This is a genomic window from Ruegeria sp. YTSA105 (assembly GCF_059610225.1).
In genome coordinates, this window is sequence record NZ_JBXWNE010000002.1 from 107,624 (window position 1) to 132,478 (window position 24,855).

The window sequence follows — 24,855 nt, forward strand, 5'->3', positions numbered from 1 at the left end:
AACCTGATACCGGAAAGATGGCTAACCAAAGGTTAAGGATTCAGCTTGTTCCATCCCAGCAGGCAAATGATTTGCGTCGCCACATGTGCGCCTGCAATCGCTGTCGCACCTGAGGTGTCATAGGGCGGCGAAACCTCGACCACGTCCCCGCCTTTGATGTTAATCCCAGCAATGTCGCGCAGGATGATCTGAGCCTGAATCGAACTCAGTCCACCCCAGACCGGCGTTCCCGTGCCAGGCGCAAAGGCCGGGTCCAGACCGTCGATATCGAAGCTCAGGTAAACCGGGTTGTCACCAAGAATGCCTTTGATCTTTTGCGCCACGGCGGCGGGACCGGACTCGTACACCTCCCGAGCGTCAATGATGTTGACCCCCAAAGTATCTTCGTTCGTCGTACGAATACCCACCTGAACGGAACGCTTGGGGTCCACTATCCCTGATTTGACCGCCTTGTAGAACATGGTCCCATGATCCACGCGGGACATGTCGTCGTCAGCCCATGTATCCGTATGCGCATCAAATTGCAGCAAGGACATTGGCCCGTATTTCTCGGCATAGGCCTTCAGGATCGGAAAGCTGATATAGTGGTCCCCACCAAGCGTCACCGAGGCCACGTCAGCGTTGAGAATTGTGCGAATGTGGTCCGTCAATGTGTCCGGAAAGGCAGGTATATTGGCGTAGTCATAAGCCATGTCCCCATAATCCACGATTGCCAATTCGCTTAGCGCATCAAACGGCCAGCCATAAGGCTCATCCGGGGATTGCAACGTGCTGGCCTCGCGGATGGCGCGTGGCCCAAGACGCGTACCGGGGCGGTTCGTCACCGCCTGATCAAATGGCACGCCGGTTACGGCGATATCGATCCCGGTCAGATCCTTGGTATACAAGCGGCGCAAAAATGACATCGCCCCCCCGAAAGTATTCTCGTACGAGACGCCTTTCAGTTCAGGATTGGTAAACGCCTCATCGACGAAATTCTTTGAATCTTCCAGTGCCATGTCTTTCTCCTGTCAGCCCAAAGGCTGGGCCTTTTCGACGATCCGCGCAAAGAAAGACGCCCCAACCGGCGCGATGTCGTCGTTGAAGTTGTATTTCGGATGATGCAATCCGGCCCCCTCGCCTTGCCCCAGAAACAGGTAAGCGCCGGGGCGCGACTGCAGCATGTATGAAAAATCCTCGGCCCCCATCATCGCGTCGACATTGGTCATCACGCGATCTGCACCGGCAACATCACGCGCGATTTCTGCGGCAAAACCAGTCTTGTCGGCGTCATTGATTGTTGCAGGATAGTTGACCTCATAGTCCAGCCGCGCTTCGACACCATAGGATTGGGCTTGTCCTTGTACGATCTGTTCCATCCGCTCCATCACCATTTTCTGCACAGTCGGATCAAAAGTGCGCACAGTGCCGTTGATAAAGGCGGTATCGGGGATCACGTTGTTCACGGTGCCGGTATGGATTTGCGTGACCGAGATCACCAGACTGTCCAAAGCATAGTTGTTACGACTGACGATGGTCTGAATCGCCTGGGCGATACCGCAGGCCGCCATCACCGGATCCCGGGTTTCATGCGGCATGGCACCATGGCCACCAAGGCCCTGAATGTGAACTTCGAACGTATCAACAGCAGCCATGATCGGCCCGGGGGTTGTCTGAAAGGATCCTTCGGGAATTCCAGGCGCATTGTGCAATGCATAGATTTGGGAAATGTCGAACCGGTCCATGATCCCCTCTTCGACCATGACGCCCGCGCCACCACCCTCTTCTTCGGCCGGTTGAAAGATCAGCGCCACGCGTCCACGGAAATTTCGGGTTTCCGCCAAATAGCGCGCCGCGCCCAACAACATCGTGGTGTGCCCGTCATGACCGCAGGCATGCATGTTTCCGGGCTTGGTTGATTGGTACGCGACCCCTGTTTCCTCGGGGATAGGCAAAGCGTCCATATCAGCGCGCAGACCTATCGTCGGCCCCTCACCCTGGCCATTGATGATCGCAACGATCCCAGTAGTGGCGATCCCTTGGTGCACCTCATCCACATCGAACTCACGGAGTCGATCAGCGACAAAGGCCGCGGTTTCGTGGCATTCGAATGCAAGCTCGGGGATCGTATGCAGATGCTGGCGCCATGCGGCCATATCGGCAGAGAAATCGGCAATTCGGTTGACGACGGGCATCTGGGGTGGACTCCTGATCGTGACTGCGGAATGGATGCATCTGACACCGGAACGAAAGGGTTCGCAATGGCCGAAAATCCTCTGATCCATGACAGCGATGCTGGCATCGAACGCTTGTTAGAGATCATGCGCCGACTGCGCGACCCTCAAACTGGCTGCCCATGGGATATTGAGCAGGATTTCGGCACGGTCGCTCCTTATACGATCGAAGAGGCTTATGAGGTCGCTGATGCCATCGAACGTGAGGCTTATGATGAGCTGAAGGGCGAACTTGGGGATCTGCTGTTCCAGTCTGTCTTTCATGCACAAATGGCCGAAGAAGCCGGGCATTTCACCTTTCAGGACGTGGTGCGCACCATGTCGGACAAGATGGTCGCCCGGCACCCGCATGTCTTTGGCGACGAATCCCGCGACAAATCGGCAGAGCAGCAAACACTGGACTGGGAAGCCATCAAAGCAGTCGAACGTGCTGGTAAAGAACAACAAGGCACGTTGGACGGTGTCGCCGCCAACCTGCCCGCCCTGCTGCGTGCTCTCAAATTGCAGAAACGTGCCGCTCGTGTTGGATTCGACTGGCCCGATGCCAGCCATGTGCTGGCCAAGATTACCGAAGAGGCTGCCGAGCTGGAAGAGGCACGCGACCGCATGGATGCGGATGCGTTAGAGGATGAGTTCGGCGATCTGCTATTCGTTATGGTCAATCTGGGCCGCCATCTTGGGGTCGAGCCCGAAACCGCCCTGCGTCGGACCAACGCCAAGTTCACCCGCCGGTTCGAGCAGGTCGAGTCGCGCCTGGCTGCACGGGGAAAAACCCCAACAGAAAGCACGCTGGAAGAGATGGACGCGCTTTGGGACGAGGTGAAGATCGAGGAACATCGGGCCAATGGCAAACTCCCGCCGGCAAAGGCCGAGGCCGGAATGTAAAACCGCTAGACAAGCTCTCGGACACTTGCGAGTGTCCCACCTTCACGACCTCCGGAGACGATCATGCCCGCTCGCAAAATCATTATAGACACCGATCCGGGACAGGACGATGCCGTCGCCATTCTGCTGGCGCTTGCCAGCCCCGACGAAATTGAGGTTTTGGGCATTACCGCAGTCGCTGGCAACGTACCCTTAGAGCTGACCGCCAAAAACGCGCGTATTGTCTGTGAACTGGCTGGCCATACCCAGACCCCCGTCTATGCCGGATGCGACCGCCCGTTAGAGCGCCCCCTTATCACAGCGGAGCATGTGCATGGCAAAACTGGCTTGGATGGGCCGGTTCTGCCGGATCCGCAGATGCCGCTGTCCGAAGGACATGCCGTCGATTTCATCATCGACACGTTGCGCGCGCATGAACCAGGCTCCGTTACGCTCTGTCCCCTTGGGCCATTGACCAACATCGCCACAGCGTTCCGCAAAGCGCCTGACATCGTTGACCGGGTTCAAGAGATCGTTTTGATGGGAGGGGCATATTTCGAAGTTGGAAACATCACCCCAACCGCCGAATTTAACATTTACGTCGATCCAGAAGCCGCTGATATTGTGTTCAAATCTGGAAGTCCCATTGTGGTGATGTCGCTTGATGTCACGCATAAAGCTCTGGTGACCAAGACGCGCAACGATGCCTTCCGTAGAATTGGAAACAAGGCCGGTGTCGCGGTGGCCGAGATGACCGATTTCTTTGAAAGGTTCGACAAAAACAAATACGGCTCGGAAGGTGCTCCGCTACACGACCCTTGCGTGACAGCCTATCTTATCAAGCCCGAACTGTTTACCGGGCGGCTGGTGAATGTCGAGGTCGAGACCCAATCAAAGCTGACCTTGGGCATGACAGTTGCCGATTGGTGGGGTGTTACCGACAGAAAACCCAACGCCCTGTTCATCGGAGAAATTGACGCTGGCGGGTTTTTTGATCTGCTCACGGATCGGCTGGCCCGACTATGAGCGCCGCACTTCGCCTTGCCCGCCCCGAGGATCTGGAACGTCTGGTTGGTCTGGTCGCCGCCTTTCACGCCGAAGAAGGCATTACCCAGGATGCCGATCAGACGCGCAATGCGCTTGCCCCTCTTCTCGAGGGAATACCTTTTGGGTGCATCTACCTGATTGGCCCCGGTCGCGCACCCTTGGGCTATGTCATCCTGACCTTTGGGTGGTCGGTTGAATTCGGCGGCATGGATGGATTCGTGGATGAGATCTATATTCGTCCTGCCGTGCGAGGGCGCGGAATTGCGTCTGAAGTCTTGCTGGATTTGCCCAAGGCGTTGGCGAGCGCGGGGCTCACAGCCTTGCATCTTGAAGTCGATCGTACAAACGAGACGGCACAGAAACTGTATCTACGCACAGGTTTCAAGCCTCGTGACCGCTATATGCTGATGAGCAAAACCCTTTGATCCATTTCTGTGTGGCTGAACAACAAGGCCACCCGCGAAAGATTGAAGACCCTACCGGGCCTCACCGCGACGGATGTAAACCGGTGCTTCAAGGTTTGCCACCGGATCGTCAGGGGACACTGCCGTACCGGTGATCGGATATGTTCCAGGCTCTGAGCAAGCAACCAGAAATACAGTGCTGAGTGCAGACGCTACCAGAAGAAGTTTCGAACCATTCATAGTGTTCCCCTTATCTGTTATTTCAATATGATACGAATGCGCACTACAGAACAAAAAGGAAAAAGTTCACACATAAGGATCGCCAGCGCAGGACCCATATATAAGTCATTAATATATCTAGATAATACTATTCATAACCTCCCAAGTTTCTTCTGACGCAATCATGCTAAAGTGCCGGTTTGAGATTTAGACATGGGCAAAACCTACAATCCAACACAAAAAAACCCGGCCCATTTCCACAGGCCAGGCAATCAAAATTCAGGCTTACAGGTTTCAGCGCTTGAGGATTGAGGCCCCTGCGTATTCGGCAATCTCACCCAGAGATTCTTCGATACGGATCAGTTGATTATACTTGGCCAACCGATCTGACCGCGCCAGTGATCCGGTTTTGATCTGACCGCAATTCGTGGCCACTGCCAGATCGGCAATCGTGGCATCTTCGGTCTCGCCCGAGCGGTGCGACATCACATTGGTATAGCGTGCGCGATGGGCCATATCGACGGCGCGCAGCGTCTCGGTCAGCGATCCGATCTGGTTCACCTTGACCAGCATCGAGTTGGCACAGCCGCGTTCAATCCCTTCCGCCAGTCGCGTGGGGTTGGTGACGAACAGATCGTCGCCCACCAGTTGCACCTTGTCGCCGATGGCGTCGGTCAGGGCTTTCCAGCCGTCCCAATCATCCTCAGACATGCCGTCTTCGATTGAGATGATCGGATAGTCTTTGACCAGAGCGGCCAGATAGTCGGCATTTTCTTCCGAGGTCAGGCTCTTGCCCTCACCGGACAGGACGTATTTGCCGTCTTTGTAATACTCGGTCGCGGCGCAGTCCAAAGCCAGATGGATTTCCTCACCCGGCTTGTAGCCCGCCTTTTCGATGGATTTCAGAATGAAATCCAGTGCCTCGCGCGTGCTGGCGATGTTGGGGGCAAAGCCGCCCTCGTCGCCGACACCTGTGGCAAGACCTGCCGACGACAGCTCTTTCTTCAAAGTGTGGAACACCTCGGACCCCATGCGCACCGCGTCGCGGATATTCGCCGCCGAGGTCGGCATGATCATAAATTCCTGAATGTCGATCGGGTTGTCGGCATGTTCGCCACCGTTGATGATGTTCATCATCGGCACGGGCAGGATACGGGCCGAGGTGCCGCCGACATAGCGAAACAGCGGCTGTGTGGTGAAATCCGCTGCCGCCTTGGCCGTTGCCAGCGAAACGCCCAGAATGGCGTTTGCGCCCAGACGTCCTTTGTTCTCGGTGCCGTCCAGTTCGATCATAGTCTGGTCGATCGCCACCTGCTCGGTCGCGTCGAACCCAACCAGTTCTTCGGCGATCTCACCATTTACGGCGGCAACCGCTTCGAGCACGCCCTTGCCCATATAGCGCGATTTGTCACCATCACGCTTTTCGACCGCCTCATAGGCGCCGGTCGAGGCACCTGACGGGACGGCGGCACGGCCCATGGTGCCGTCTTCCAGGATCACGTCCACTTCGACGGTCGGGTTGCCCCGGCTGTCCAGAATTTCGCGTGCATGGATGTCGATGATGGTGCTCATGAGGCCCGTCCCTGTGGCTGCAATCAGTTGCCAGCCTCATATCAGTATAGGGCAAAAAGTAAACCACTCATGTTATCGCTAACACAGATCTGAGAGCCTGTTTGCGCAAACCTGCGACGATCCGTCAGGCCGCGACAGCCAGTGACCGCGCCAGGCTTCGTTCGCGCAGGAAGGTATAGAGCCCCGACCCCAGGATCAGCGATGCACCGGCAACCGTCATCATATCCGGGCGTTCCCCGAACATCAGCATTCCGGCCGCAATAGAAAACACCAGCCGGGTGTATCGGAACGGGGTCAGGGCCGAAGCATCGCCAATCCGCATTGCGCTGACAATCCCGTAATACCCCAGAACACCAAATCCAATCGCGCCCAGGAACGGCCCGAATTGCGCCTGGTTCAGTGCAACGACCGGCTGGCCGGCCATTGAGATCAGCACAAAACCGGCAATGGTAACCGCCCCATAGGCCTGCATCGCAACTACTGCCGAGGCCACACGCACATCCAGCCTGCGTGTGATCAGATCGCGGGCGGCAATAGCCACAACGCTGGCCACGACGAAAAGGGTTTCTGGCTGGAACCCGTCCAACCCCGGTCGGATGATCAAGAGAACACCGATGAAACCAACGCCGATTGCGCTCCATCGCCGCCATCCAACCTGCTCGCCCAGGAACAACGCCGCCCCCATTGTAACGACCAAAGGCATTGCCTGAAACACCGCGGCAACCGTTGACAAATCGACCAGAGACAGCGCGGTCACAAAAGCCACGGCCCCGAACCCCTCGCAGAGCGCACGTATCAGGGGCAAAGTCTGCCACGCGGCAGCATCAAAGATGCGTTTGCGGGTGAACACCGCCATACCAACAAAGACCAGACCACAGGAAAGGCCCAAAAGAACCATGATCTGTCCTGTTGGCACTGTGACCGACAGATGTTTGATGAACATATCTTCAAGTGCAAAGGCCGCCATTGCGCCGACGACCAGCAAAATGCCGTTCACGTTGTTCATAGTTTTGTCCGTAGAATATTGCGGCGCGTTCAGCCGGTCATATCCAAGCAAAAGCCGATGCCGGGCGGTCAGGCAAGCAATATCCGCCTGAGAATCATGAATTCCCGTGCGCAGGCCGTTCGTTTTTTGTGATGGATCAGTCGTGGTCTAGCGGAACGCCATACAGTTCCAGCCGGTGCCCTTTCAGCTTGTAGCCCAGCTTAGCTGCAATCTTTTCCTGTAGCGCTTCGATCTCAGGGTCTACAAATTCGATGACTTCACCTGACTGCATGTCGATCAAGTGATCATGATGGTCCCGTTCGGCATCCTCGTACCGCGCGCGACCATCACCGAATTCCAGACGCTCTAGAATCCCGGCCTCTTCGAACAGTTTGACGGTCCGATAGACGGTGGCGATGGAAATACCAGAATCAACCTGCGAGGCGCGCGAATAGAGCTCTTCGACATCGGGATGATCATCGCTTTGTTGCAGCACCTGTGCAATCGTGCGGCGCTGTCCTGTCATACGCAGGCCTTTGGCTTCGCAACGGGCGATGATCGTGTCGGACATAGGGACCCTCGGCATATATTCGGTTCTCTGTATTAAACCGTATGCGTGATCGGCGCTACAGGGGATTTACCGGCTAAGCTACAAGGCGTAGATCGGCCCAGATTGGCAAGTGATCCGAGGCGATATGCGCGGGTCGCACCGAATGCACGCCATGCAAAACAGCCTCAAGCCCCGCGCCGAGCGCGATCCGATCCAGCGCGCTCAGCGGCTGTGCCGCTGGAAAGCTGGGAAAAGGTGGAAGAAAGTGCATATCCGGGACCAGGTGATCCAGAACCGGCTGTCGGGACCATTCATTGAAATCCCCCGCCCAGACAGTTGGCAAATCCTCTAGATTCGCATCGCACCGTCTGAGGTGGGTGATTTGCTGACGGCGTGAGGCGGGCAAGAGCCCCAGATGCATGCCCATCACCCGAAGCGGACCGATTGGTGTGTCAAACTCGACCCTGACAGCCCCACGCGGTTCCAGCCCCGGTAATTCGTGATGCCCGGTCTGCCGGACACGGATCGCATCACCCCGCCAGATCACTGCATTCCCATGCCACCCCAAGCTGCCAGCCCCACCCAAATCAACGATCTGCCATCCCGCTTCGTCCAGCATGAAATGCGGCAGGGCCGCAGGGCGCGGAGGCAATCGTTTGTCGGCCTCTTGCAAGACGACAATATCTGCCTGCAGGCTTTCGATGACCTGAAGAATCCTCTGGGGCTGTCGACGCAGATCCAGTCCGACACATTTCTGAATATTATAGCTGGCGATGCGCAGGATTGCGGTCTGAGACATGGGTTCCTGAAAGTCCGTTTGAGATCGCAGGATTGCGCTGCTCATCGTTGATTGCAAGCCGGCTTCACCAAAGCAAGCGCATGGCGAAACACCGACGTAGCTGACTGCGAAAACAGGTGTGAGGAACTCATGTACCGCAGAAGGTCGCCTGAACAACCTCATCCTGTGCCGGTGGCCGTGTCAGATCCAAAGCGCCGGGTTGATCCTCATAGGGCCGGGACAGCACATTGTTCAGCCGGTGGAATGGGTCAAAATCCCCCTGCACCGCCGCCTGGATCATCTGTTCGACCCGGTGGTTGCGCGGGATAAAGGCCGGATTGGCCTTGTTAATCACCTCAGCAGGTTTTTTTTCACGAGACAGCCGCGACCGCCAACCGTCTGCCCATTGATCAAAGGCCTGCGGATCGGTGAATTGATCCCGCGCCTGATCGCCGCCCAGCGCCCGGAAGGTATTGGTGAAATCCGCCTGGTTCTGCGCCATGCAATTCAGCAAGTCCGAGATCATCTCAAGATCGCCGTCTTCCTGCGTCACAAGACCGATCTTGGCCCGGAACTTTGTAAGCCAGTGCTGCTGTATCAGGTCGGGCATCGCATGGACGATCTCGGTAGCCTCAGCAACGGCGGCCTCTTTATCCTCGAACTGCTGGATCAGCGCGGTCGCCAGCTGCGCTGCATTCCAAACGGCGATTTCGGGCTGGTTGGAATAGGCATAGCGACCCATGCGGTCGATCGAGCTGTAGACGGTATTGGGATGATAGTTATCCATGAAGGCGCAAGGGCCGTAATCAATGGTTTCGCCTGAGATCGAGCAGTTGTCAGTATTCATCACCCCATGGATGAATCCCACACTCATCCATGCGGCAATCAACTGCGATTGTGCGTCGACAACAGCGCGCAAAAGACCCATCGGGCCGTCGGCCTGCGGGTAATGTCGCTGGATGGCATAATCTGTCAGTCGACGCAGACTGTCCAACTGTCCACGCGCGGCGAAGATCTGAAAGCTACCTACGCGCAGGTGGCTTTGTGCGACACGGGTCAGGATCGCACCAGGCATTGGACCTTCTCGAAAAATGGCCTCGCCAGTCTCAACGGCGGCCAGCGCCCTTGTGGTCGGGATGCCCAGTGCGTGCATCGCCTCGGACACCACATACTCGCGCAGCACCGGACCCAGCCATGCACGTCCGTCACCCTGTCGGGAAAACGGCGTCGGGCCTGATCCCTTCAACTGGATATCCCGTCGAACGCCATCCGTCCCAACTGTCTCGCCCAGCAAAACCGCGCGCCCGTCCCCAAGCTGGGGGTTATAATTTCCGAACTGATGCCCTGAATAGAGCTGTGCAATCGGTTCTGCCCCCTCTGGCAGGGCGTTGCCGGAAAAGGCCTCGGCCATTTCATGCACCTCGCCGGGCGTGATTCTCAGAATCTGCGCAAGATCGGAGTTGAAAGCAATCAAGCGAGGCGCACGAACCGGCACCGGCGCTTGCCGCGCATAAAAGCTGTTTGGCAAACGGGCGTAACTGTTGTCGAAGGGGATCATCAGAGTCATGTTCCAAACATATTCCTGATCGGGACGAATACCATAGCGGATCGTCCAATCCCGTGCATAATCGCCCTGAAACTACCGAGGCCCCATGACCGCACAAGAGATCATTCAACATCTGAATCTGCAACGCCACCCCGAAGGCGGCTGGTTCCGTGAAACCTGGCGCGCTGATAACCACGGCCGCGCCACCGGGACCTGTATCTATTTTCTGCTGGCCCAAGGCGAGGCCAGCCATTGGCACCGCGTCGATGCGACCGAGATCTGGCTTTACCACGCGGGGGCGCCCTTGGTGCTGTCCGTCAGCGCAACCGGCGCTGGTCCGGCGACTGATCACTTGCTGACCCCGGACCTGTCGCAAGGCGCGCCACAACTGATCGTGCCCAAGGATCACTGGCAGGCCGCGCGCAGCACCGGGGCCTACACGCTGGTCTCTTGCACCGTGTCCCCGGGGTTTGAGTTTGACGGGTTCGAGCTCGCCGCTCCAGGGTTCGACATCCCCCGAGGCTGACCGATGGATCACCGCGCCCTCATCGCATCACTCCCGGCCGAGGCCAAAGACCGGCTGCAGATGCGGTCTGACGCGGCGGGTCTGAGGCACTTGGTGCTGTATCTATTGGTGCTGAGCGCAACCAGCACAGGCATCGCCGTGCAAATCCCGCTCTGGCCGCTGCTGATCCTGCCGCAAGGCGTGCTGCTGGTGTTTCTGTTCACCCTCAGCCATGAATGCACCCACAAAACGCCGTTTAGGACCGGCTGGATGAATGACGCGGTTGGGCATCTTGTCTCAATCCCAATCTCCCTGCCCTTTACCTGGTTTCGATACTATCACCTTGCGCATCACAAATGGACCAACCACCCGGACAAAGATCCAGAGCTGGTTGGCAAACCGCGCCCCGACAGCTGGCCCGGCCTGATGATCTATCTGAGTGGTTGGCCTTATTGGTCTGGGATGATGAGCGTTCTGATCAGTAACGCAATGGGCCGGATCGAGGCGCCCTATTTGCCGTATCGCCTACATAAGGCCATGCGGATTGAGGCCCTTGTCCTGCTGGCCATTTACGCGCTGGCCGCGGCAAGCCTGCTGGTGTCACCTTTGGTGGTCAGCTTATGGCTGTTGCCGGTCTTGGTGGCACAGCCTGTTCTTCGGCTGTACCTGCTTGCGGAACACGGCCTCTGCCCGTCGGTGGCGAATATGCTTGAAAACTCGCGCACTACGTTCACCAACCGATTGGTCCGATTTCTGGCCTGGAACATGCCCTATCACGCAGAACACCACGCCTTTCCAAACGTTCCGTTTCACCAGCTGCCAACGCTGCATGACTGGACCAAAGCACATCTGAAATCGACTTCTGAGGGGTATTCAGAATTTACGTCAGACTACGTTCGCTCGATGGAACGCTGACCATCCCGCCCCCGACTAGCGCCTTGACCCCTGTGGTGCCGGGGCAAGAGGTCGGCAGCCCGCGCGCGACACGGACAGCAAGATAGGCAAAGGCTTGTGCTTCCAGCATATCCCCATCCAGACCAACCGCTTCGACCGGCTCCACCGGACAATCCAGCGAAACGCGCAGCATCTCCATCAGGACCGGGTTATGCCGTCCCCCTCCTGTCACCAACACACGCGACGGCGGTTCCGGGCAATGCTCGATCCCTTGCGCAACTCCGGCGGCGCACATGCCGGTAAGCGTGGCAACTGCATCAGCATCTGATAATTCCTGAACCAGGCGGATCATCTCGGCAAAGTCGTTCCGGTCCAGCGATTTCGGCGGCATCCTGTTAAAGAAAGGCTCTGCCAGAAACAGTTCAAGTGCTCCGGCCTCGACCCTACCGCCGCGCGCAACCGCGCCGTCGCGATCCATGGGCAGACCCAGACGTTCCTGCATCAGATCATCAACCGGTGCGTTGGCCGGACCGGTGTCAAAAGCCAACAGCGCACCTGGTATTTCAGGGCCATCAAACCTGGGATCTACATAGGTCAGGTTCCCGACCCCACCCAGGTTCAGAAAACAAAGCGGTTGGTTGGCCTCAATCCACTTGGCACAGGCAAAGTGGAAAAAGGGCGCAAGCGGAGCGCCCTCGCCCCCCATCGCCACATCATCGCTGCGGAAATCCCAAACGACGGGGACACCCAAGGCCTGCGTCAGGCCATCGCCGTCACCCACCTGCAACGTGCCGCGCCCGCTTGGTTCATGCGCTAGGGTCTGACCATGAAGCCCGATCAGATCAATCTTGTCGAAGTCCGCCAGTATTTCGGCATGGGCAAGCGTAACCAATTCCGCCGCGGCATCCACCTCGGGGCCATGCCACTGTCCCAATGCAGCACGAAGCGTTTTCCGCTCCGCATCTGAATAGGCGCGGTATCCGGTGGGCCCAAAGCCAAGAATTCTGTAACCGTCCGTTTTGATCACCGCCGCGTCCACGCCATCCAGCGAGGTCCCCGACATTGCACCCAATGCAGTCAATACGCCTGATTTGCTAATTGCCCGACCCACGCCAGCCCTCTTTCGCCTGTTCGCGCCCGTTCTGTCGTCGCGTTGTCCACAACCTGCACGTTAACGCAAACCCAAGGCAAGCCAGATCACATAAGCCGCGTGTTTTTCTTGGACAAGGTGCCTTTTCCTTGTCAGCCCCACCGCCTATACACTGCCCCGCAACATTAACCCAAAGGGCACGATATGACCTACCACCCCAAATCGGATTTCATCGCCACGATGATCGAGCGCGGCTTTCTGGCTGACTGCACCGATTATCAGGGCCTTGACGAGGCGCTGATCAGCGGGTGTCAGTCGGCGTATATCGGGTTTGATGCAACGGCAAAGTCCCTACATGTGGGCAGCCTGATCCAGATCATGATGCTTCGCTGGTTCCAGAAAACAGGTCATAAGCCGATCACCCTGATGGGCGGCGGCACCACGAAGGTGGGCGATCCGTCCTTCCGGTCAGATGAGCGCCCCCTGCTGGGCCCGGACCAGATCAACGCCAATATCGCAGGCATCAGAAAGGTGTTTGCCGCCTATATCGACTATGATAGCGGCGCAGAAAACGCAGCACTGATGCTGAACAACGAAGAGTGGCTGGACGACCTAAATTACCTCGACTTCCTGCGCGACATCGGCCGGCATTTCTCGGTCAACCGGATGTTGGCCTTTGAATCGGTGAAATCCCGGCTGGACCGCGAGCAATCGCTGTCCTTCCTCGAATTCAATTACATGATCCTGCAGGCCTATGACTTCCTTGAACTGAACCGTCGCTATGGCTGTGTCCTACAGCTTGGCGGTAGCGATCAGTGGGGCAATATCGTCAACGGTATCGACCTGACCCGTCGCGTGTTGGATAACGAGATTTATGGCCTGACCTCACCCCTGCTGACCACCAGCGATGGCAAGAAGATGGGCAAATCGCAAGACGGTGCGGTCTGGCTGAATGCCGAGATGCGCTCACCCTATGAGTTCTGGCAGTTTTGGCGCAACACCACCGACGCGGATGTCGGCCGGTTCCTGAAGCTGTACACCGAACTGCCTGTGGATGAGTGTGACCGCCTTGGCGCATTGCAGGGGTCCGAGATCAACGAGGCCAAGATCCGCCTGGCAAACGAGGTCACCTCCTTGCTGCACGGGGCCGAGGCTGCGGCAAACGCCGAGGCCACCGCTCGCGAAGTGTTCGAAAAAGGTGGCGTCGGGGACGATCTGCCGACCCTAACGGTCGGCGAAGCAGACTTGCCGATATCCATCGTGCAACTGATCGTACAGTCTGGCTTGGCGAAATCTGGCAAAGAGGCCAAGCGCCTGATTGCAGAAAACGGCGCCAAACTGGACGACGCTTCATTAACAGACGCGGGACTGATGATCGACGCAGGCGCCTTGTCCTCGCCCATCAAACTGAGTGCGGGCAAGAAGAGGCACGCGCTGGTTCAGTTGGGATAACTAAGACCTCTGAAAGAAAAACGGCCACCTAATTGGGTGGCCGTTTCTGTTTCGGCATGAGCAAATCCGTCACTTGTAGGCTTATCGCTTGCCCCCTTTGCCTCCGCCGTTTCCATGGCCGCCGCCGCCATTGCCGTGGCCTCCGCCGTGGCCGTTGTTACCTCCACCGTTTCCGGTGCCGGGGCCAGAGCCGCCATTATTGCCCCCGCCATTGCCAGGGTTCCCAGCGTTTCCATTGCCATTTCCGGGGCCGTTACCGCCTTTACCCGGACCATTACCCCCTTTGCTGGGACCATTGCCATTTCCGGGTTTGCCGGGGCCATCGCCACCACCATTGCCGGGATCATCACCTGGGTTGTCGTCACCGGGATCATCCCCACCACCGTTACCCGGATCATCGCCCGGGTTATCGCCACCCGGATCATCGCCGCCGCCGTTGCCGGGACCGTTACCGCCCGACCCGCCGGACCCTGTTCCACCGCCGCCAACCGGCGTGACCGGACTGCTTGGGTCCGAACTGCGGTCTTCGCCCGCATTTGCCGCGCTTACGATTGATGCTGTCGGAAAGTCGGTCAACAAGGCGGCCAACCCCGGGCATTGCGCGGATGTGTTTCGCAATGTGGTTTCGAAATCCGCTCGTTTCTGCAAGCGCTCCAGAAAGCTGGGGGTTACCTGCGTGCACTCACACATGGTCGCATAATCGCCGCTGTTTGCAGCATCCCGCGCCGTTTTCCAGTTGCAGACCTCTGGTGCAGCGGCCGCACTTCCAGCCGCCATAATCCCCAGAAACGGAGCGGCAACCAAAGCGGAAAGCCCTGATTTGGTTCCAATTCGCATAGTTTGTCCTCCTCAAATGCGCCACCCAGACGCTCAATTGCGTTCAGTGTCGATTTGAGATTTCAACATTAAGAACGCCTGAAGCTGACCTGAGAAAGCCTTGAGGAAAGGCCGCCTGCCCGACGCCCCCCCTATGGACACTGTCCCTTGGCTGATATTAAATGAACGTATGTTCATATCTTTTGGAAGGAGATCCAGATGCACCTGTCGACCACCGCAGCCATTGTCACCGGAGGCGCCTCGGGGCTGGGTGAGGCAACGGCCCGCTTTTTTGCAGAAAACAATGCACAGGTAACCATTCTGGACCGGGATGCGGACCGAGGCAGCCAGGTCGCAACAGAAATTGGCGGGCATTTCGCCCAGACGGATGTAACCGATGAAACATCCGTGGCCGCGGCCATCGCCCATGCCCGCGAGAAGATGGGAGCGATCAACGCGGCAGTGAATTGCGCCGGGATCGCGGTTGGCATGAAAACCGTAGGCAGGGATGGCCCGCATCCGTTTGATGCATTTCAGCGCACGATCGACATCAACCTAGTGGGTACATTCAACGTTTCACGCCTTGCAGCCGCGGAAATGGCAAAGAACGACCCAGAACCGGATGGCGCGCGTGGGGTTATCATCAACACGGCTTCAATTGCCGCCTTTGATGGGCAAAAGGGTCAGGCTGCCTATGCCGCTTCGAAAGGCGGTGTGGTAGGTATGACCCTGCCCATGGCACGGGATCTGGCCTCGTCCGGAATCCGCGTGATGACCATCGCACCCGGAATCTTTATGACTCCGATGCTGGCCGGTCTGCCCGAAGAGGTGCAGCAACAACTGGCCTCTGACGTTCCCAACCCTGTGCGCCTTGGCGACCCCCGCGAATACGGGCGACTGGCCGGGTTCATCGTCGAAATGGGTTATCTGAACGGCGAGGTCATCCGTATCGACGGCGCGCTGCGAATGCGCTGAGCGTGGCTGATCACCTACCGATGAAAACGGCTCACTCAAATGAACTGTGGTCGGATAGCCGGCCACAGCGCGAAAGCTGATCTAGGCGCCCTCGGCCTTTTCCTCGAGGATCAGCCACTCTTCCTCGGCTGCGGCCAGCTTTTCTTGCCGCTCGACCAAAGCCTCGGTCGCTTTCTGAAACTTAACAGGTTCACGGCTGAAAAGCTCAGGATCGGACATCAGCTCTTCAAGCTTTCCGATTTCCGCCTCAAGCCGCTCAATCTCGGCAGGCAATTTCTCAAGACGGTGTTTCTCTGAAAATGATAGCCCCAGTTTCGGCTGCGCTTCTTGCTTTACCTTTGGCTTGGAAGTTTTTGTTTTTACTTCTTTCTTATCAGACACCTCGCCGCGCTGAGCGAGGTAGTCCGACCACCCCCCGGCATAGACGGTTGCACGGCCGTTACCCTCCATCGCGATGGTCGTTGCGGCCACACGGTCCAAGAAATCGCGGTCGTGGCTGACCAGCAAAACGGTACCGTCATAATCGTCCAGCAGTTCCTGCAACAGATCCAGTGTTTCCACATCCAGATCGTTGGTCGGTTCGTCCAATACCAGCAGGTTCGACTGTTTGGCCATCAGCTTTGCCAGCAGCAGACGGGCTTTTTCCCCACCGGACAGTGACTTAACGGCTGCTCTGGCCTGCCCCTCGTCAAACAGAAACTCCTTAAGGTAGCCGACCACATGCTTGGGTTGGCCGCCGACCATCACCTGATCCGCCTTGCCGGAAACACGCATCTCGGGGTCACCAGTCAGGCTGTCCCAAAGGCTCATTTCGGGGTCCAGCTGCGCGCGGGTCTGGTCGAAAACCGCAATCTCAAGATTGGTGCCCAGCGTGACCGAACCCTCATCCGGGTTCTCTTGTCCCAACAGCATTTTCAGCAATGTTGTCTTGCCGACGCCGTTTGGGCCAACAAAGGCCACGCGGTCGCCCCGCTGTACCAACAGGTCAAAGTTGCGCACGATCTGATGATCACCAAAAGACTTGGATAGGCCTTTGGCCTCAAACACTTTTCGCCCTGATTTCGGTCCAGCCTCAAGGGTCATCGCGGCCGAACCCTGACGTTTTATCTGTGCGGCTTTTTCAGATCGAAGGTCCTGCAAGGCGCGGACCCGACCCTGGTTGCGCTTGCGACGGGCGCTGATGCCCTCGACGGCCCATCGCGCCTCGGACTTGATCAGACGGTTCAGCTTATGACGTTGCTGGTCCTCTTCCTCCCAGATCTTGTCGCGCCAAGCCTCGAATGCCGTAAACCCCTGCTCCTGCCGTCGGACCGCCCCACGATCGATCCATAGCGTCGCGCGGGTCAAGGCGCGCAGAAAGGCACGGTCGTGTGAGATCAGCACATAGGCCGTCCGTGTCGATCCCAGCTCACGCTCGAGCCAGGCGATGGCTTCGATGTCAAGATGGTTGGTCGGCTCGTCCAGCAGCATCAAATCAGGGGCTTCGCCCATCAGCTTGGCCAGCGCGGCACGGCGGCGTTCACCGCCCGAGGCCGTCTCAACAGCGCGCGCTGGGTCGAATTTCAGCCCTTCGCCTGCGCGTTCGACTTTGTAAAGCTCACCCGGCTCTAACCCGCTGGAGGCATAGTCGCCGAGCGTAGCAAACCCTTCCATTCCGGGGTCTTGCTCCATGTAACCGACTGACTTACCCGGGGGAATTACAATCTCGCCCTTGTCCGGTTCTACCAAACCGGCCATCACTTTCATCAAGGTTGACTTGCCGGATCCGTTCCGCCCAACCAGAGCGACGCGGTCGCCTGGTTGAACCACCAGATCAAGGTTTGAAAAAACCGGATCGCCCCCGAAAGTCAGGGAAATGCCGGACATCTGCAATAAAGGAATTCTTGCCATGCCCGCCAGCTACCCCCGCAGCGTCGAGCCGTCAACGGCGATTACCCGGCAACGGCCCGCAGCAAACGTTTACGTGCGGGCGGAATGGCGCAGATTTCGAGGCCGGTAAAGACATGCAAAGTGTTCATGTGACGGTCAACGACTGCGTGGTCACTGACCCAGCCGCCCATCATCAGGTAAGTACGCAGCAAAGGGGGCATGCGCATCATGGCTTTTTTGGCATCCGGGCGCCGACGCAATCTCGCAGCGAACCGGAAAACATCTGGGGCCTTGACCCGTGGCAACCAGCGTTTCGGGGCCAGATGGCGATGTTTCAACATCGCAAAAGCATCAAGATATTCCGCCGTTTCTGTACCCGCAAACGATGAGCAGCCAAACAGCATCTCAACATTATTCTGATCGACAAATGCAGTCATCGCCCCCCAGGCAACACGCAGAATGTCTGGATCGTTTCGACCAGGATGCACGCAAAAGCGCCCCATCTCGACCATACGCCCCTTAAACCCTTCAAGTGCCGAGAGGTCATAGAACTGGGCGGAATAGCTTTGGCCAATCTCGGCCCCGCGCTCCATCATCAACATGCGAAAGCAGCACACGAGTTTACCGTTGGCACGCATATCCTCGACCAGAATATGCGTACAACGGCTGTCGAACTCATCCTGATCAGGCTGATCAGTCCCGAAAGCCAATGTTCGAAGACACTGTGCCGCCGCAACATCCTGCGGTGTTTGCGCCTGACGCGCACGGTACCGGCCCTTGCCGAGCAATAGTGCCATGGTCGCATCCTCCTGGGTTGCTGACCTGTTTCGTCTTGCAGGGTCAATAACACAGGATTTGTGACCGCCCTGTGAAGTTGACAAGACGTGACTATGAATTAGTTGGTCGCGCCAGGAATGTTTGCCGGGTTGAAGTTGCCGATATTGCCGAGCAGCTGCCGCAGGAACCCACGGTTCTGAACTGAGGATTCGGTAATACGACGATCCAACGTCACGACGGCTCCATCCTCAAGGCCAAAGCGTTCAATATTGCGCACAACACCCCGGTCATCGAAGCTGATCGCCACAAGCTCGCGCGAGACGATTTTCGGTCGTTTCGGACCATAATGACGAACGCGTGATGTCACATAATAAAAGCCGGAATCGCGAACAACGCCTGAAGTACTGGGCGCGCCAACGGATTCGAGTACGCTTTCACGTGTATCGACACCCACTTGAATTTCGGCCAGGTCCTCGGCTGTGGGGACATATCCGTGTTTCTTGAAGACCGGAGCACACGCACCAGCAGCGGTCAGACAGGCCGCAAATACGAGCGTTCTGGACGCTGGTTTCAACCTGCTCATAACTTTCAACATTCACACCCTCTTGCCTTGGGACCGTGCGGCCCCTATCCGATTACATCAAACCGCCACCCCGGTTCAACACACGAAAGGGCCACGTATGAGCAACCAGACATCTTTACGGGTCGCCGACCTGCCTCAGAACGCACCGACGCCCTTTGAAATTCGCCCTGACGCACAGGAGTTGGATGTCTTAAAGAACGAGTTGAGCCTGCTTGGGCTGCGTAAGCTGAGTTTTGTCGGCGAGGTGCGTGCGCATGGAAAGCGTGATTGGGCGCTTTCAGGAAAACTGGGGGCAACCGTGATTCAACCCTGTGTCGTGACGCTGACACCGGTTACCACGCGGATCGACATTCCGGTGACCCGGATGTTTCTGTCAGATTGGACAAACCCTGACGAGGAAGAGTTCGAAATCCCGGAGGGTGACGAATCTGAGCCGCTAGGGACCGAAATCGTTCTGACCGAGGTCATGTCCGAAGCGCTGGCGCTTGCCCTCCCCCAGTATCCCCGGAAAGAAGGTGCCGAATTGGAACAGGCGGGCTTTACCGAACCCGGCAAACAGGCAATAACGGATGAAGATGTCAAACCCTTTGCGGGCTTGGCCGGGCTGCGCGATGCACTGAAAAAAGACGAGTGACACGGGCCTGAAATCCTGTCATAGCAGGCGCTCAGAAAAATCGCTTGAACATGCTGAGAATCGCAGTATTTTCGCGCGCTCATCGGAATTTGGGTTGGACATCGCGGGGCCCGTCCCCTAAACGCGCGTCAAACCACGAGAAAAACGAAGAATGAAACCTGGCCCGCAGCGAATCTGCCGGCCCTTAGTAGACAAAGGTTGAGACCATGGCTGTCCAACAGAACAAAGTTTCCAAGTCGCGTCGCAACAACCGCCGCGCGCACGACGCTCTGGTTGCTGCAAACCCGAACGAATGCGCCAACTGTGGTGAGCTGAAGCGCCCGCACCACGTCTGCGCGTCCTGCGGCCACTATGATGACCGCGAAGTCGTCGCTCAGGCCGACGAAATCGACCTGGACGAAGACGCGGCCTAAGCCCTAAAAGCGCAGGCCAAGCATGACAGAACAGCCCACGCACGCCGGACGGATTACCATCTCGGTTGACGCAATGGGCGGAGATTCGGGGCCCGCTGCTGTTGTGGCGGGGATCGCCAAATCGGCGGATAAGAACCCCGATATCGCGTTCATCTTGCACGGGCCTGAGGCCATGTTGCGCAAACTTGTCGCAAAACGGCGTGTCCTGAACGGGCGCGTCGTTTTTCGTGATTGTCCCGATGTGGTCACGATGGAGGACAAGCCCAGCCAGGTCGTCCGACACGGCAAGCAAACCTCGATGTGGTCCACACTGGAGTCGGTACGTCAGGGTGAAGCCCATGGCGCGGTCTCCTGTGGCAATACCGGCGCATTGATGGCCCTGTCGATGATGCGTCTACGTAAGCTGCCGGGGGTAAACCGCCCGGCAATCGCTATTTTGTGGCCCTCGCGCAATCCGCAGGGTTTCAATGTAATGTTGGACGTAGGCGCCGATGTGCGCGCGGACGCCAAGGACCTGCTGCAATATGCTTTGATGGGTGCCTCTTATGCCCGAAACGGCATGGCGTTGGAACGTCCCCGGATCGGCCTTTTGAATGTGGGCACCGAGGAACATAAAGGGCGCGCCGAGCTAAAAGAAGCGCATGGCATGATCTCGGATTTTGCGGATCAGGCCAGCTTTGACTTTGTGGGTTTTGTCGAAGGCAGCGACATCCCGGGAGACAAAGCCGATGTCATTATAACAGACGGGTTTACAGGCAACGTCGCCATCAAGACCGGAGAAGGCACAGCCAGCCTGATCGGAGATCTTCTGCGCGAGGCGTTCAAATATTCTCCGCTCTCACGACTAGCCTCGATCCTTGCAATCACATCTTTGCAGCGTTTGAAGAAACGAATTGATCCTCGGCGCGTGAATGGTGGGGTTTTCCTTGGCCTGAACGGAACCGTCGTCAAATCACATGGTGGTGCAGACTCAACCGGCGTGTCAGCCGCTGTAAAGCTGGCCTTTACCCTGGCCGAGTCCGGCTTCGCCGAAAAATTGGCAGCACGGGTTGCATCGACAGCCGAGCTTGCACAAGATGCCGCAGACACGCCGTCGAAGGCCGGTGAATAACAAAAAAGGCAGTACCCCAGCATGGCAGGCCGTTCAATTATAGTTGGTGTCGGGCACTATTTGCCAGAGCGCATCGTCCCGAATTCCGAGTTCGAAGAAACGCTCGATACGTCTGATGAGTGGATACGGACACGTTCCGGGATCGAACGCCGGCATTTTGCAGCGGAAGACGAAACCACTTCGATTATGGCTACAAAGGCTGCCAGTGCCGCACTGGTCGATGCGGGTCTGGAGGCAGATGATATTGATGCGATTATTCTTGCAACATCGACCGCTGACCTGACGTTTCCCTCTGCCGCAACAATGGTTCAATCGCAGCTTGGCATGACCAAAGGCTTCGCCTTTGACGTACAGGCGGTTTGCGCCGGATTCGTCTATGCCATGACCAATGCCAATGCGCTGATCGTGTCAGGCCAGGCCAAACGCGTGCTGGTCATCGGCGCCGAGACGTTCTCTCGTATCATGGACTGGACCGACCGGTCGACCTGCGTGTTGTTCGGCGACGGCGCCGGAGCGATAATCCTTGAACAGCATGAGGGCGCGGGAACCTCGGACGATCGGGGCATTCTGGCAACCGACCTGAACTCGGACGGGCGCTATAAGGACCTGCTCTATGTGGATGGAGGCGTCTCGACCCAGTCCACAGGCTATCTGCGGATGAAAGGAAACCAGCTGTTTCGGCAGGCAGTTGAACGTCTGACCTCTACCGCAGAAACCTGCCTCGAGAAGGCTGGGCTAAGCCATGAAGATGTGGATTGGATCGTACCGCATCAGGCAAACATTAGAATCATTCAGGGCACAGCCAAGAAATTGGGCGTTCCTATGGAACACGTTGTCGTTACCCTGCAAGACCACGGAAATACCTCGGCCGCATCTATTCCCCTGGCAATGTCTGTTGCGAAACAGCGTGGGCAGTTCAAACAGGGTGATCTGCTGGTCACAGAGGCAATCGGAGGTGGATTGGCCTGGGGCTCAGTCCTCTTGCGGTGGTAACAAGCGCAATTCAGCTTACACACTCGCCCGCAATTCATTGATATTGACAGCGAATTTGCCCTGACCCTATGCTCTGATAGCAACAGGGGAATTGGCATGAGCGACAAAACACTGACCCGAATGGATCTGAGCGAGGCCGTATTTCGTGAAGTTGGCCTTTCACGCAATGAAAGCGCGCAACTGGTCGAGAGCGTTCTGAACCATATGTCCGACGCATTGGTGCGCGGTGAACAGGTGAAGATCTCGTCTTTTGGAACGTTCAGTGTTCGGGACAAGACAGCTCGTATCGGCCGCAATCCCAAGACAGGCGAAGAAGTTCCAATTCAGCCTCGCCGTGTTCTCACCTTCCGCCCGTCGCATCTGATGAAAGATCGCGTCGCCGCAGGGAACCGCAAATAAGATCAGGACGGCACGAATATGAGCAAGTCCCCAGACGCCTTTCGCACCATCAGTGAAGTTGCGGACTGGTTGGGTGTGCAGCCGCATGTTCTGCGATTCTGGGAAAGCCGCTTCAATCAGGTGAAACCGGTAAAACGGGCCGGTGGGCGCCGATATTATCGCCCCAACGATATGCGCCTGCTGGGCGGCATCAAGAAGCTTTTGCATGAGGATGGGATCACCATCAAAGGCGTACAGCGCATCTTGCGTGAACAGGGCGTGGCGCATGTTTCTTCAGTGTCCCAGGGCCTGGATGAAATGGCGAATCTAGAACCCGCACCCGATGCAAATGTCGTTGTGCCATTCACGGCCAAGCCAGCCCCCCCGCAAGAGCAGATACATCTGGATCTTGGCGACGCGCAAAAACCCGAACCGACCCCTGCCCCCGCTCCGCCAAAAGCTGAGCCTGCGGCCCAAGCCCAGCCGTCTTATCCCGACGCCTCGCCCTTGTTGGGTGGGATCGCGACATTGGCCTGGACCCGAGACGTATTCGATGACCAGTTGCTCAGCCAGATAGCGCCCATCGCGCAAGAGCTGCGCAGCGTGTTGAACCGAATAGAAAACCGATCGGCGGGATAAGAAAAAAGGCGATGATTTCCTCTTGCCCCCGCCGGGAAAGTCTTTATGAACACCTCAACGTCGGGCTATGGCGCAGCCTGGTAGCGCGTCCGTCTGGGGGACGGAAGGTCGCAGGTTCGAGTCCTGCTAGCCCGACCAAATCACACCGACGTTTATGGCACACAGGCCAGATCCCGCTCTGGCATCAGGGGGGATCGGAATGACCGGCGTATGCCCGAACCAGCAGATAGAGGCGATGATCGCGCGCGGTGAGATTACCGCAAGCCCAGAGGTCATCCCCGCCCAGATTCAACCCGCCAGCCTTGATTTGCGTTTAGGTACAGTAGCTTACCGGGTACGTGCCTCGTTTCTGGCAGGCGAAGGTCGCACCGTAGCCGAACGTTTGTCGGAATTTGAGATGCACCGCATCGATATCTCTGAAGGTGCCGTGCTGGAAAAGGGCTGTGTCTATCTAGTGCCGTTGATGGAATCGCTGGCCCTGCCCCAGGGGCTGAGCGCGGCCGCCAATGCAAAAAGCTCGACTGGGCGGCTGGATCTTCTGACGCGCACGATCACCGATGGCGGGACCGAGTTTGACCGGGTGCCTGCAGGCTATACCGGCCCTTTGTATGCCGAGATCTGCCCCCGCTCATTCTCGGTTCTGGTGCGTCCGGGAATGCGGCTGAACCAGATCAGGTTCCGGGAGGGACAGGCCGTGCTGAGCGATACCGATCTAAGCGCCCTGCACGCCGAATCCCCGCTGGTCGATGGCCCCGCTGTCATTCAGGACGGGCTCGGGTTCTCGGTGGACCTGCGGCTTCCCGACACCGATTTGGTGGGCTACCGCGCCAAGCCTCATACCGGTGTCATTGATCTGGACCGGATTGGCGAATACGACCCTCAGGAATATTGGGAAGAGGTGCGTACCACCGATGGGCGCATCATCCTCGACCCCGGTGCGTTTTACATTCTGGTCAGCCGCGAGGCGGTGCATATCCCGCCGATGTATGCGGCTGAAATGGCCCCCTATCTGGCGATGGTCGGGGAATTCCGGGTGCATTATGCCGGTTTCTTCGATCCCGGTTTTGGCCATGCCGCCGCAGGTGGCGAAGGATCACGCGGAGTGTTGGAAGTCCGCTGTCACGAGGCCCCATTTGTGTTGGAGCACGGCCAAGTCGTCGGGCGGCTGGTGTACGAGCGGATGTCAGAAATGCCCACGCAGCTTTATGGTGCGGGCATCGCCTCGAACTATCAGGGACAAGGATTGAAACTGTCCAAGCACTTCAAAGCGGTAACCTGATCAGAACCGGATAAACCGGCGCATCTGATTGGCCACTCGCTGGGCTTGACGCATGTTTTGACGCTGGCGGTTACCGTCCGCCTGCAGCTGATCAGAGGCACCTGAGCTCTCGTGCGGCGGCTGCTCTTGCCCCGACTTCTGGCCCACCCGGCTAGCCATGTCGAACCCCTTGTCCACCCCTTTGGTGACAAGCCGCCGCATGACCTGTCGCACAATCATGTCAATGATACGATTGGCATTCATTGCTCAACTCCGATTTCCAGGCTTCT

Annotated in this window: 28 protein-coding genes and 1 tRNA gene; 15 read left to right on the top strand and 14 right to left on the bottom strand. The window is 57.6% G+C overall.

Translation table 11 applies throughout. The features are described from left to right. Nucleotides 1–32 precede the first annotated feature (32 nt). Both speB and AC2FH2_RS03170 read right to left on the bottom strand, forming a co-directional pair. Complete coding sequence (gene speB, locus AC2FH2_RS03165; RefSeq protein WP_271947448.1) at nt 33–998, bottom strand: agmatinase; 966 nt, start codon at nt 996–998, stop codon at nt 33–35. A 12-nt stretch (nt 999–1,010) separates the two neighbouring features. Continuing rightward, nucleotides 1,011–2,174: a M20 aminoacylase family protein gene (locus AC2FH2_RS03170; RefSeq protein WP_142633389.1), complete on the bottom strand. Its 1,164-nt coding sequence runs from the start codon at nt 2,172–2,174 to the stop codon at nt 1,011–1,013. Nucleotides 2,175–2,240: 66 nt separating this feature from the next. Here AC2FH2_RS03170 and mazG point away from each other — a divergent pair, with 66 nt between their 5' ends. From mazG to AC2FH2_RS03185, 3 genes are all read left to right on the top strand, one after another. Next, complete coding sequence (mazG, locus tag AC2FH2_RS03175) at nt 2,241–3,098, top strand: nucleoside triphosphate pyrophosphohydrolase (protein ID WP_496823043.1); 858 nt, start codon at nt 2,241–2,243, stop codon at nt 3,096–3,098. 63 nt (nt 3,099–3,161) lie between these two features. Continuing rightward, on the top strand, nt 3,162–4,103 hold the full coding sequence (locus AC2FH2_RS03180) for a nucleoside hydrolase (RefSeq protein ID WP_496822830.1): 942 nt from the start codon (nt 3,162–3,164) through the stop codon (nt 4,101–4,103). Next, nucleotides 4,100–4,549 carry a GNAT family N-acetyltransferase gene (locus AC2FH2_RS03185; RefSeq protein ID WP_142633385.1) on the top strand — a complete coding sequence of 150 codons (450 nt, stop codon included), beginning with the start codon at nt 4,100–4,102 and terminating at the stop codon, nt 4,547–4,549. The genes AC2FH2_RS03180 and AC2FH2_RS03185 overlap by 4 nt, the downstream gene beginning before the upstream one ends. 51 nt (nt 4,550–4,600) lie before the next feature. On the opposite strand, the gene AC2FH2_RS03190 is transcribed toward AC2FH2_RS03185, so the two are convergent. From AC2FH2_RS03190 to AC2FH2_RS03215, 6 genes are all read right to left on the bottom strand, one after another. Further along, the gene (locus tag AC2FH2_RS03190; protein ID WP_185956604.1) at nt 4,601–4,768 is read right to left on the bottom strand and encodes a hypothetical protein; all 168 of its coding nucleotides are present in this window, start codon (nt 4,766–4,768) and stop codon (nt 4,601–4,603) included. 273 nt (nt 4,769–5,041) lie between these two features. Next, nucleotides 5,042–6,319, bottom strand: coding sequence for a phosphopyruvate hydratase (gene eno, locus AC2FH2_RS03195; RefSeq protein ID WP_496701208.1), 1,278 nt, complete (start codon nt 6,317–6,319; stop codon nt 5,042–5,044). Between the two features lie 124 nt (nt 6,320–6,443). Continuing rightward, a complete protein-coding gene (locus AC2FH2_RS03200; protein WP_142633381.1) occupies nt 6,444–7,325 on the bottom strand; it encodes a DMT family transporter in 882 nt (293 codons plus the stop codon). 136 nt (nt 7,326–7,461) lie between these two features. Next, the gene (locus AC2FH2_RS03205) at nt 7,462–7,875 is read right to left on the bottom strand and encodes a Fur family transcriptional regulator (protein WP_142633379.1); all 414 of its coding nucleotides are present in this window, start codon (nt 7,873–7,875) and stop codon (nt 7,462–7,464) included. A gap of 73 nt (nt 7,876–7,948) precedes the next feature. Further along, nucleotides 7,949–8,653, bottom strand: coding sequence for an endonuclease/exonuclease/phosphatase family protein (locus AC2FH2_RS03210; RefSeq protein ID WP_496823044.1), 705 nt, complete (start codon nt 8,651–8,653; stop codon nt 7,949–7,951). A gap of 127 nt (nt 8,654–8,780) precedes the next feature. Further along, nucleotides 8,781–10,199, bottom strand: coding sequence for a protein adenylyltransferase SelO (locus AC2FH2_RS03215; RefSeq protein ID WP_496822832.1), 1,419 nt, complete (start codon nt 10,197–10,199; stop codon nt 8,781–8,783). Between the two features lie 85 nt (nt 10,200–10,284). On the opposite strand from AC2FH2_RS03215, the gene AC2FH2_RS03220 reads away from it, so the two are divergent. Further along, a complete protein-coding gene (locus AC2FH2_RS03220) occupies nt 10,285–10,704 on the top strand; it encodes a cupin domain-containing protein (protein WP_496822834.1) in 420 nt (139 codons plus the stop codon). A gap of 3 nt (nt 10,705–10,707) precedes the next feature. Then, nucleotides 10,708–11,598, top strand: a complete 891-nt coding sequence (locus AC2FH2_RS03225; protein WP_496822836.1) for a fatty acid desaturase — start codon at nt 10,708–10,710, stop codon at nt 11,596–11,598. Here the strand turns inward: AC2FH2_RS03225 and AC2FH2_RS03230 are convergent. Then, complete coding sequence (locus AC2FH2_RS03230) at nt 11,564–12,688, bottom strand: anhydro-N-acetylmuramic acid kinase (protein WP_496822838.1); 1,125 nt, start codon at nt 12,686–12,688, stop codon at nt 11,564–11,566. The two genes, AC2FH2_RS03225 and AC2FH2_RS03230, sit on opposite strands and share 35 nt — an antisense overlap. 183 nt (nt 12,689–12,871) lie before the next feature. Between AC2FH2_RS03230 and tyrS the strand changes: the two genes are divergently transcribed. Further along, nucleotides 12,872–14,119, top strand: a complete 1,248-nt coding sequence (gene tyrS, locus AC2FH2_RS03235; protein ID WP_142633369.1) for a tyrosine--tRNA ligase — start codon at nt 12,872–12,874, stop codon at nt 14,117–14,119. Nucleotides 14,120–14,200: 81 nt separating this feature from the next. Here tyrS and AC2FH2_RS03240 read toward each other — a convergent pair whose 3' ends face one another. After that, nucleotides 14,201–14,956, bottom strand: a complete 756-nt coding sequence (locus AC2FH2_RS03240; RefSeq protein WP_496822840.1) for a hypothetical protein — start codon at nt 14,954–14,956, stop codon at nt 14,201–14,203. Between the two features lie 198 nt (nt 14,957–15,154). On the opposite strand from AC2FH2_RS03240, the gene AC2FH2_RS03245 reads away from it, so the two are divergent. Beyond that, the gene (locus AC2FH2_RS03245) at nt 15,155–15,910 is read left to right on the top strand and encodes a 3-hydroxyacyl-CoA dehydrogenase (RefSeq protein WP_496822841.1); all 756 of its coding nucleotides are present in this window, start codon (nt 15,155–15,157) and stop codon (nt 15,908–15,910) included. An 81-nt stretch (nt 15,911–15,991) separates the two neighbouring features. Here the strand turns inward: AC2FH2_RS03245 and AC2FH2_RS03250 are convergent, their stop codons facing one another. The 3 genes from AC2FH2_RS03250 to AC2FH2_RS03260 all read right to left on the bottom strand — a co-directional run bounded on the left by AC2FH2_RS03250 (nt 15,992) and on the right by AC2FH2_RS03260 (nt 19,151). Further along, nucleotides 15,992–17,800, bottom strand: coding sequence for an ABC-F family ATP-binding cassette domain-containing protein (locus AC2FH2_RS03250; protein WP_496822842.1), 1,809 nt, complete (start codon nt 17,798–17,800; stop codon nt 15,992–15,994). A gap of 41 nt (nt 17,801–17,841) precedes the next feature. Then, a complete protein-coding gene (locus AC2FH2_RS03255; protein ID WP_281994502.1) occupies nt 17,842–18,576 on the bottom strand; it encodes a GNAT family N-acetyltransferase in 735 nt (244 codons plus the stop codon). Between the two features lie 98 nt (nt 18,577–18,674). After that, nucleotides 18,675–19,151 (bottom strand): outer membrane protein assembly factor BamE, encoded by a 477-nt coding sequence (locus tag AC2FH2_RS03260; RefSeq protein ID WP_496822844.1) that lies wholly within the window; start codon nt 19,149–19,151, stop codon nt 18,675–18,677. An 85-nt stretch (nt 19,152–19,236) separates the two neighbouring features. Here AC2FH2_RS03260 and AC2FH2_RS03265 point away from each other — a divergent pair, with 85 nt between their 5' ends. The 8 genes from AC2FH2_RS03265 (at nt 19,237) to AC2FH2_RS03300 (ending at nt 24,586) form a co-directional block, all read left to right on the top strand. After that, the gene (locus AC2FH2_RS03265) at nt 19,237–19,773 is read left to right on the top strand and encodes a YceD family protein (RefSeq protein ID WP_281994501.1); all 537 of its coding nucleotides are present in this window, start codon (nt 19,237–19,239) and stop codon (nt 19,771–19,773) included. Between the two features lie 206 nt (nt 19,774–19,979). Further along, nucleotides 19,980–20,186, top strand: coding sequence for a 50S ribosomal protein L32 (gene rpmF, locus AC2FH2_RS03270; protein ID WP_037316137.1), 207 nt, complete (start codon nt 19,980–19,982; stop codon nt 20,184–20,186). Between the two features lie 22 nt (nt 20,187–20,208). After that, the gene (gene plsX / locus AC2FH2_RS03275) at nt 20,209–21,297 is read left to right on the top strand and encodes a phosphate acyltransferase PlsX (protein WP_142633356.1); all 1,089 of its coding nucleotides are present in this window, start codon (nt 20,209–20,211) and stop codon (nt 21,295–21,297) included. A 21-nt stretch (nt 21,298–21,318) separates the two neighbouring features. Continuing rightward, on the top strand, nt 21,319–22,290 hold the full coding sequence (locus AC2FH2_RS03280) for a beta-ketoacyl-ACP synthase III (protein ID WP_281994500.1): 972 nt from the start codon (nt 21,319–21,321) through the stop codon (nt 22,288–22,290). A gap of 96 nt (nt 22,291–22,386) precedes the next feature. Next, nucleotides 22,387–22,689: an integration host factor subunit alpha gene (gene ihfA / locus AC2FH2_RS03285; RefSeq protein WP_037316145.1), complete on the top strand. Its 303-nt coding sequence runs from the start codon at nt 22,387–22,389 to the stop codon at nt 22,687–22,689. Between the two features lie 18 nt (nt 22,690–22,707). Then, nucleotides 22,708–23,307 carry a MerR family transcriptional regulator gene (locus AC2FH2_RS03290; RefSeq protein ID WP_496822846.1) on the top strand — a complete coding sequence of 200 codons (600 nt, stop codon included), beginning with the start codon at nt 22,708–22,710 and terminating at the stop codon, nt 23,305–23,307. A gap of 61 nt (nt 23,308–23,368) precedes the next feature. After that, nucleotides 23,369–23,445: transfer RNA gene (locus AC2FH2_RS03295), tRNA-Pro, on the top strand. Between the two features lie 61 nt (nt 23,446–23,506). Beyond that, entirely contained in the window at nt 23,507–24,586 is a 1,080-nt protein-coding gene (locus AC2FH2_RS03300; protein ID WP_281971964.1) for a 2'-deoxycytidine 5'-triphosphate deaminase, read from the top strand. Here AC2FH2_RS03300 and AC2FH2_RS03305 read toward each other — a convergent pair whose 3' ends face one another. Next, nucleotides 24,587–24,829 carry a hypothetical protein gene (locus tag AC2FH2_RS03305; RefSeq protein ID WP_142633348.1) on the bottom strand — a complete coding sequence of 81 codons (243 nt, stop codon included), beginning with the start codon at nt 24,827–24,829 and terminating at the stop codon, nt 24,587–24,589. Nucleotides 24,830–24,855: the final 26 nt, after the last annotated feature.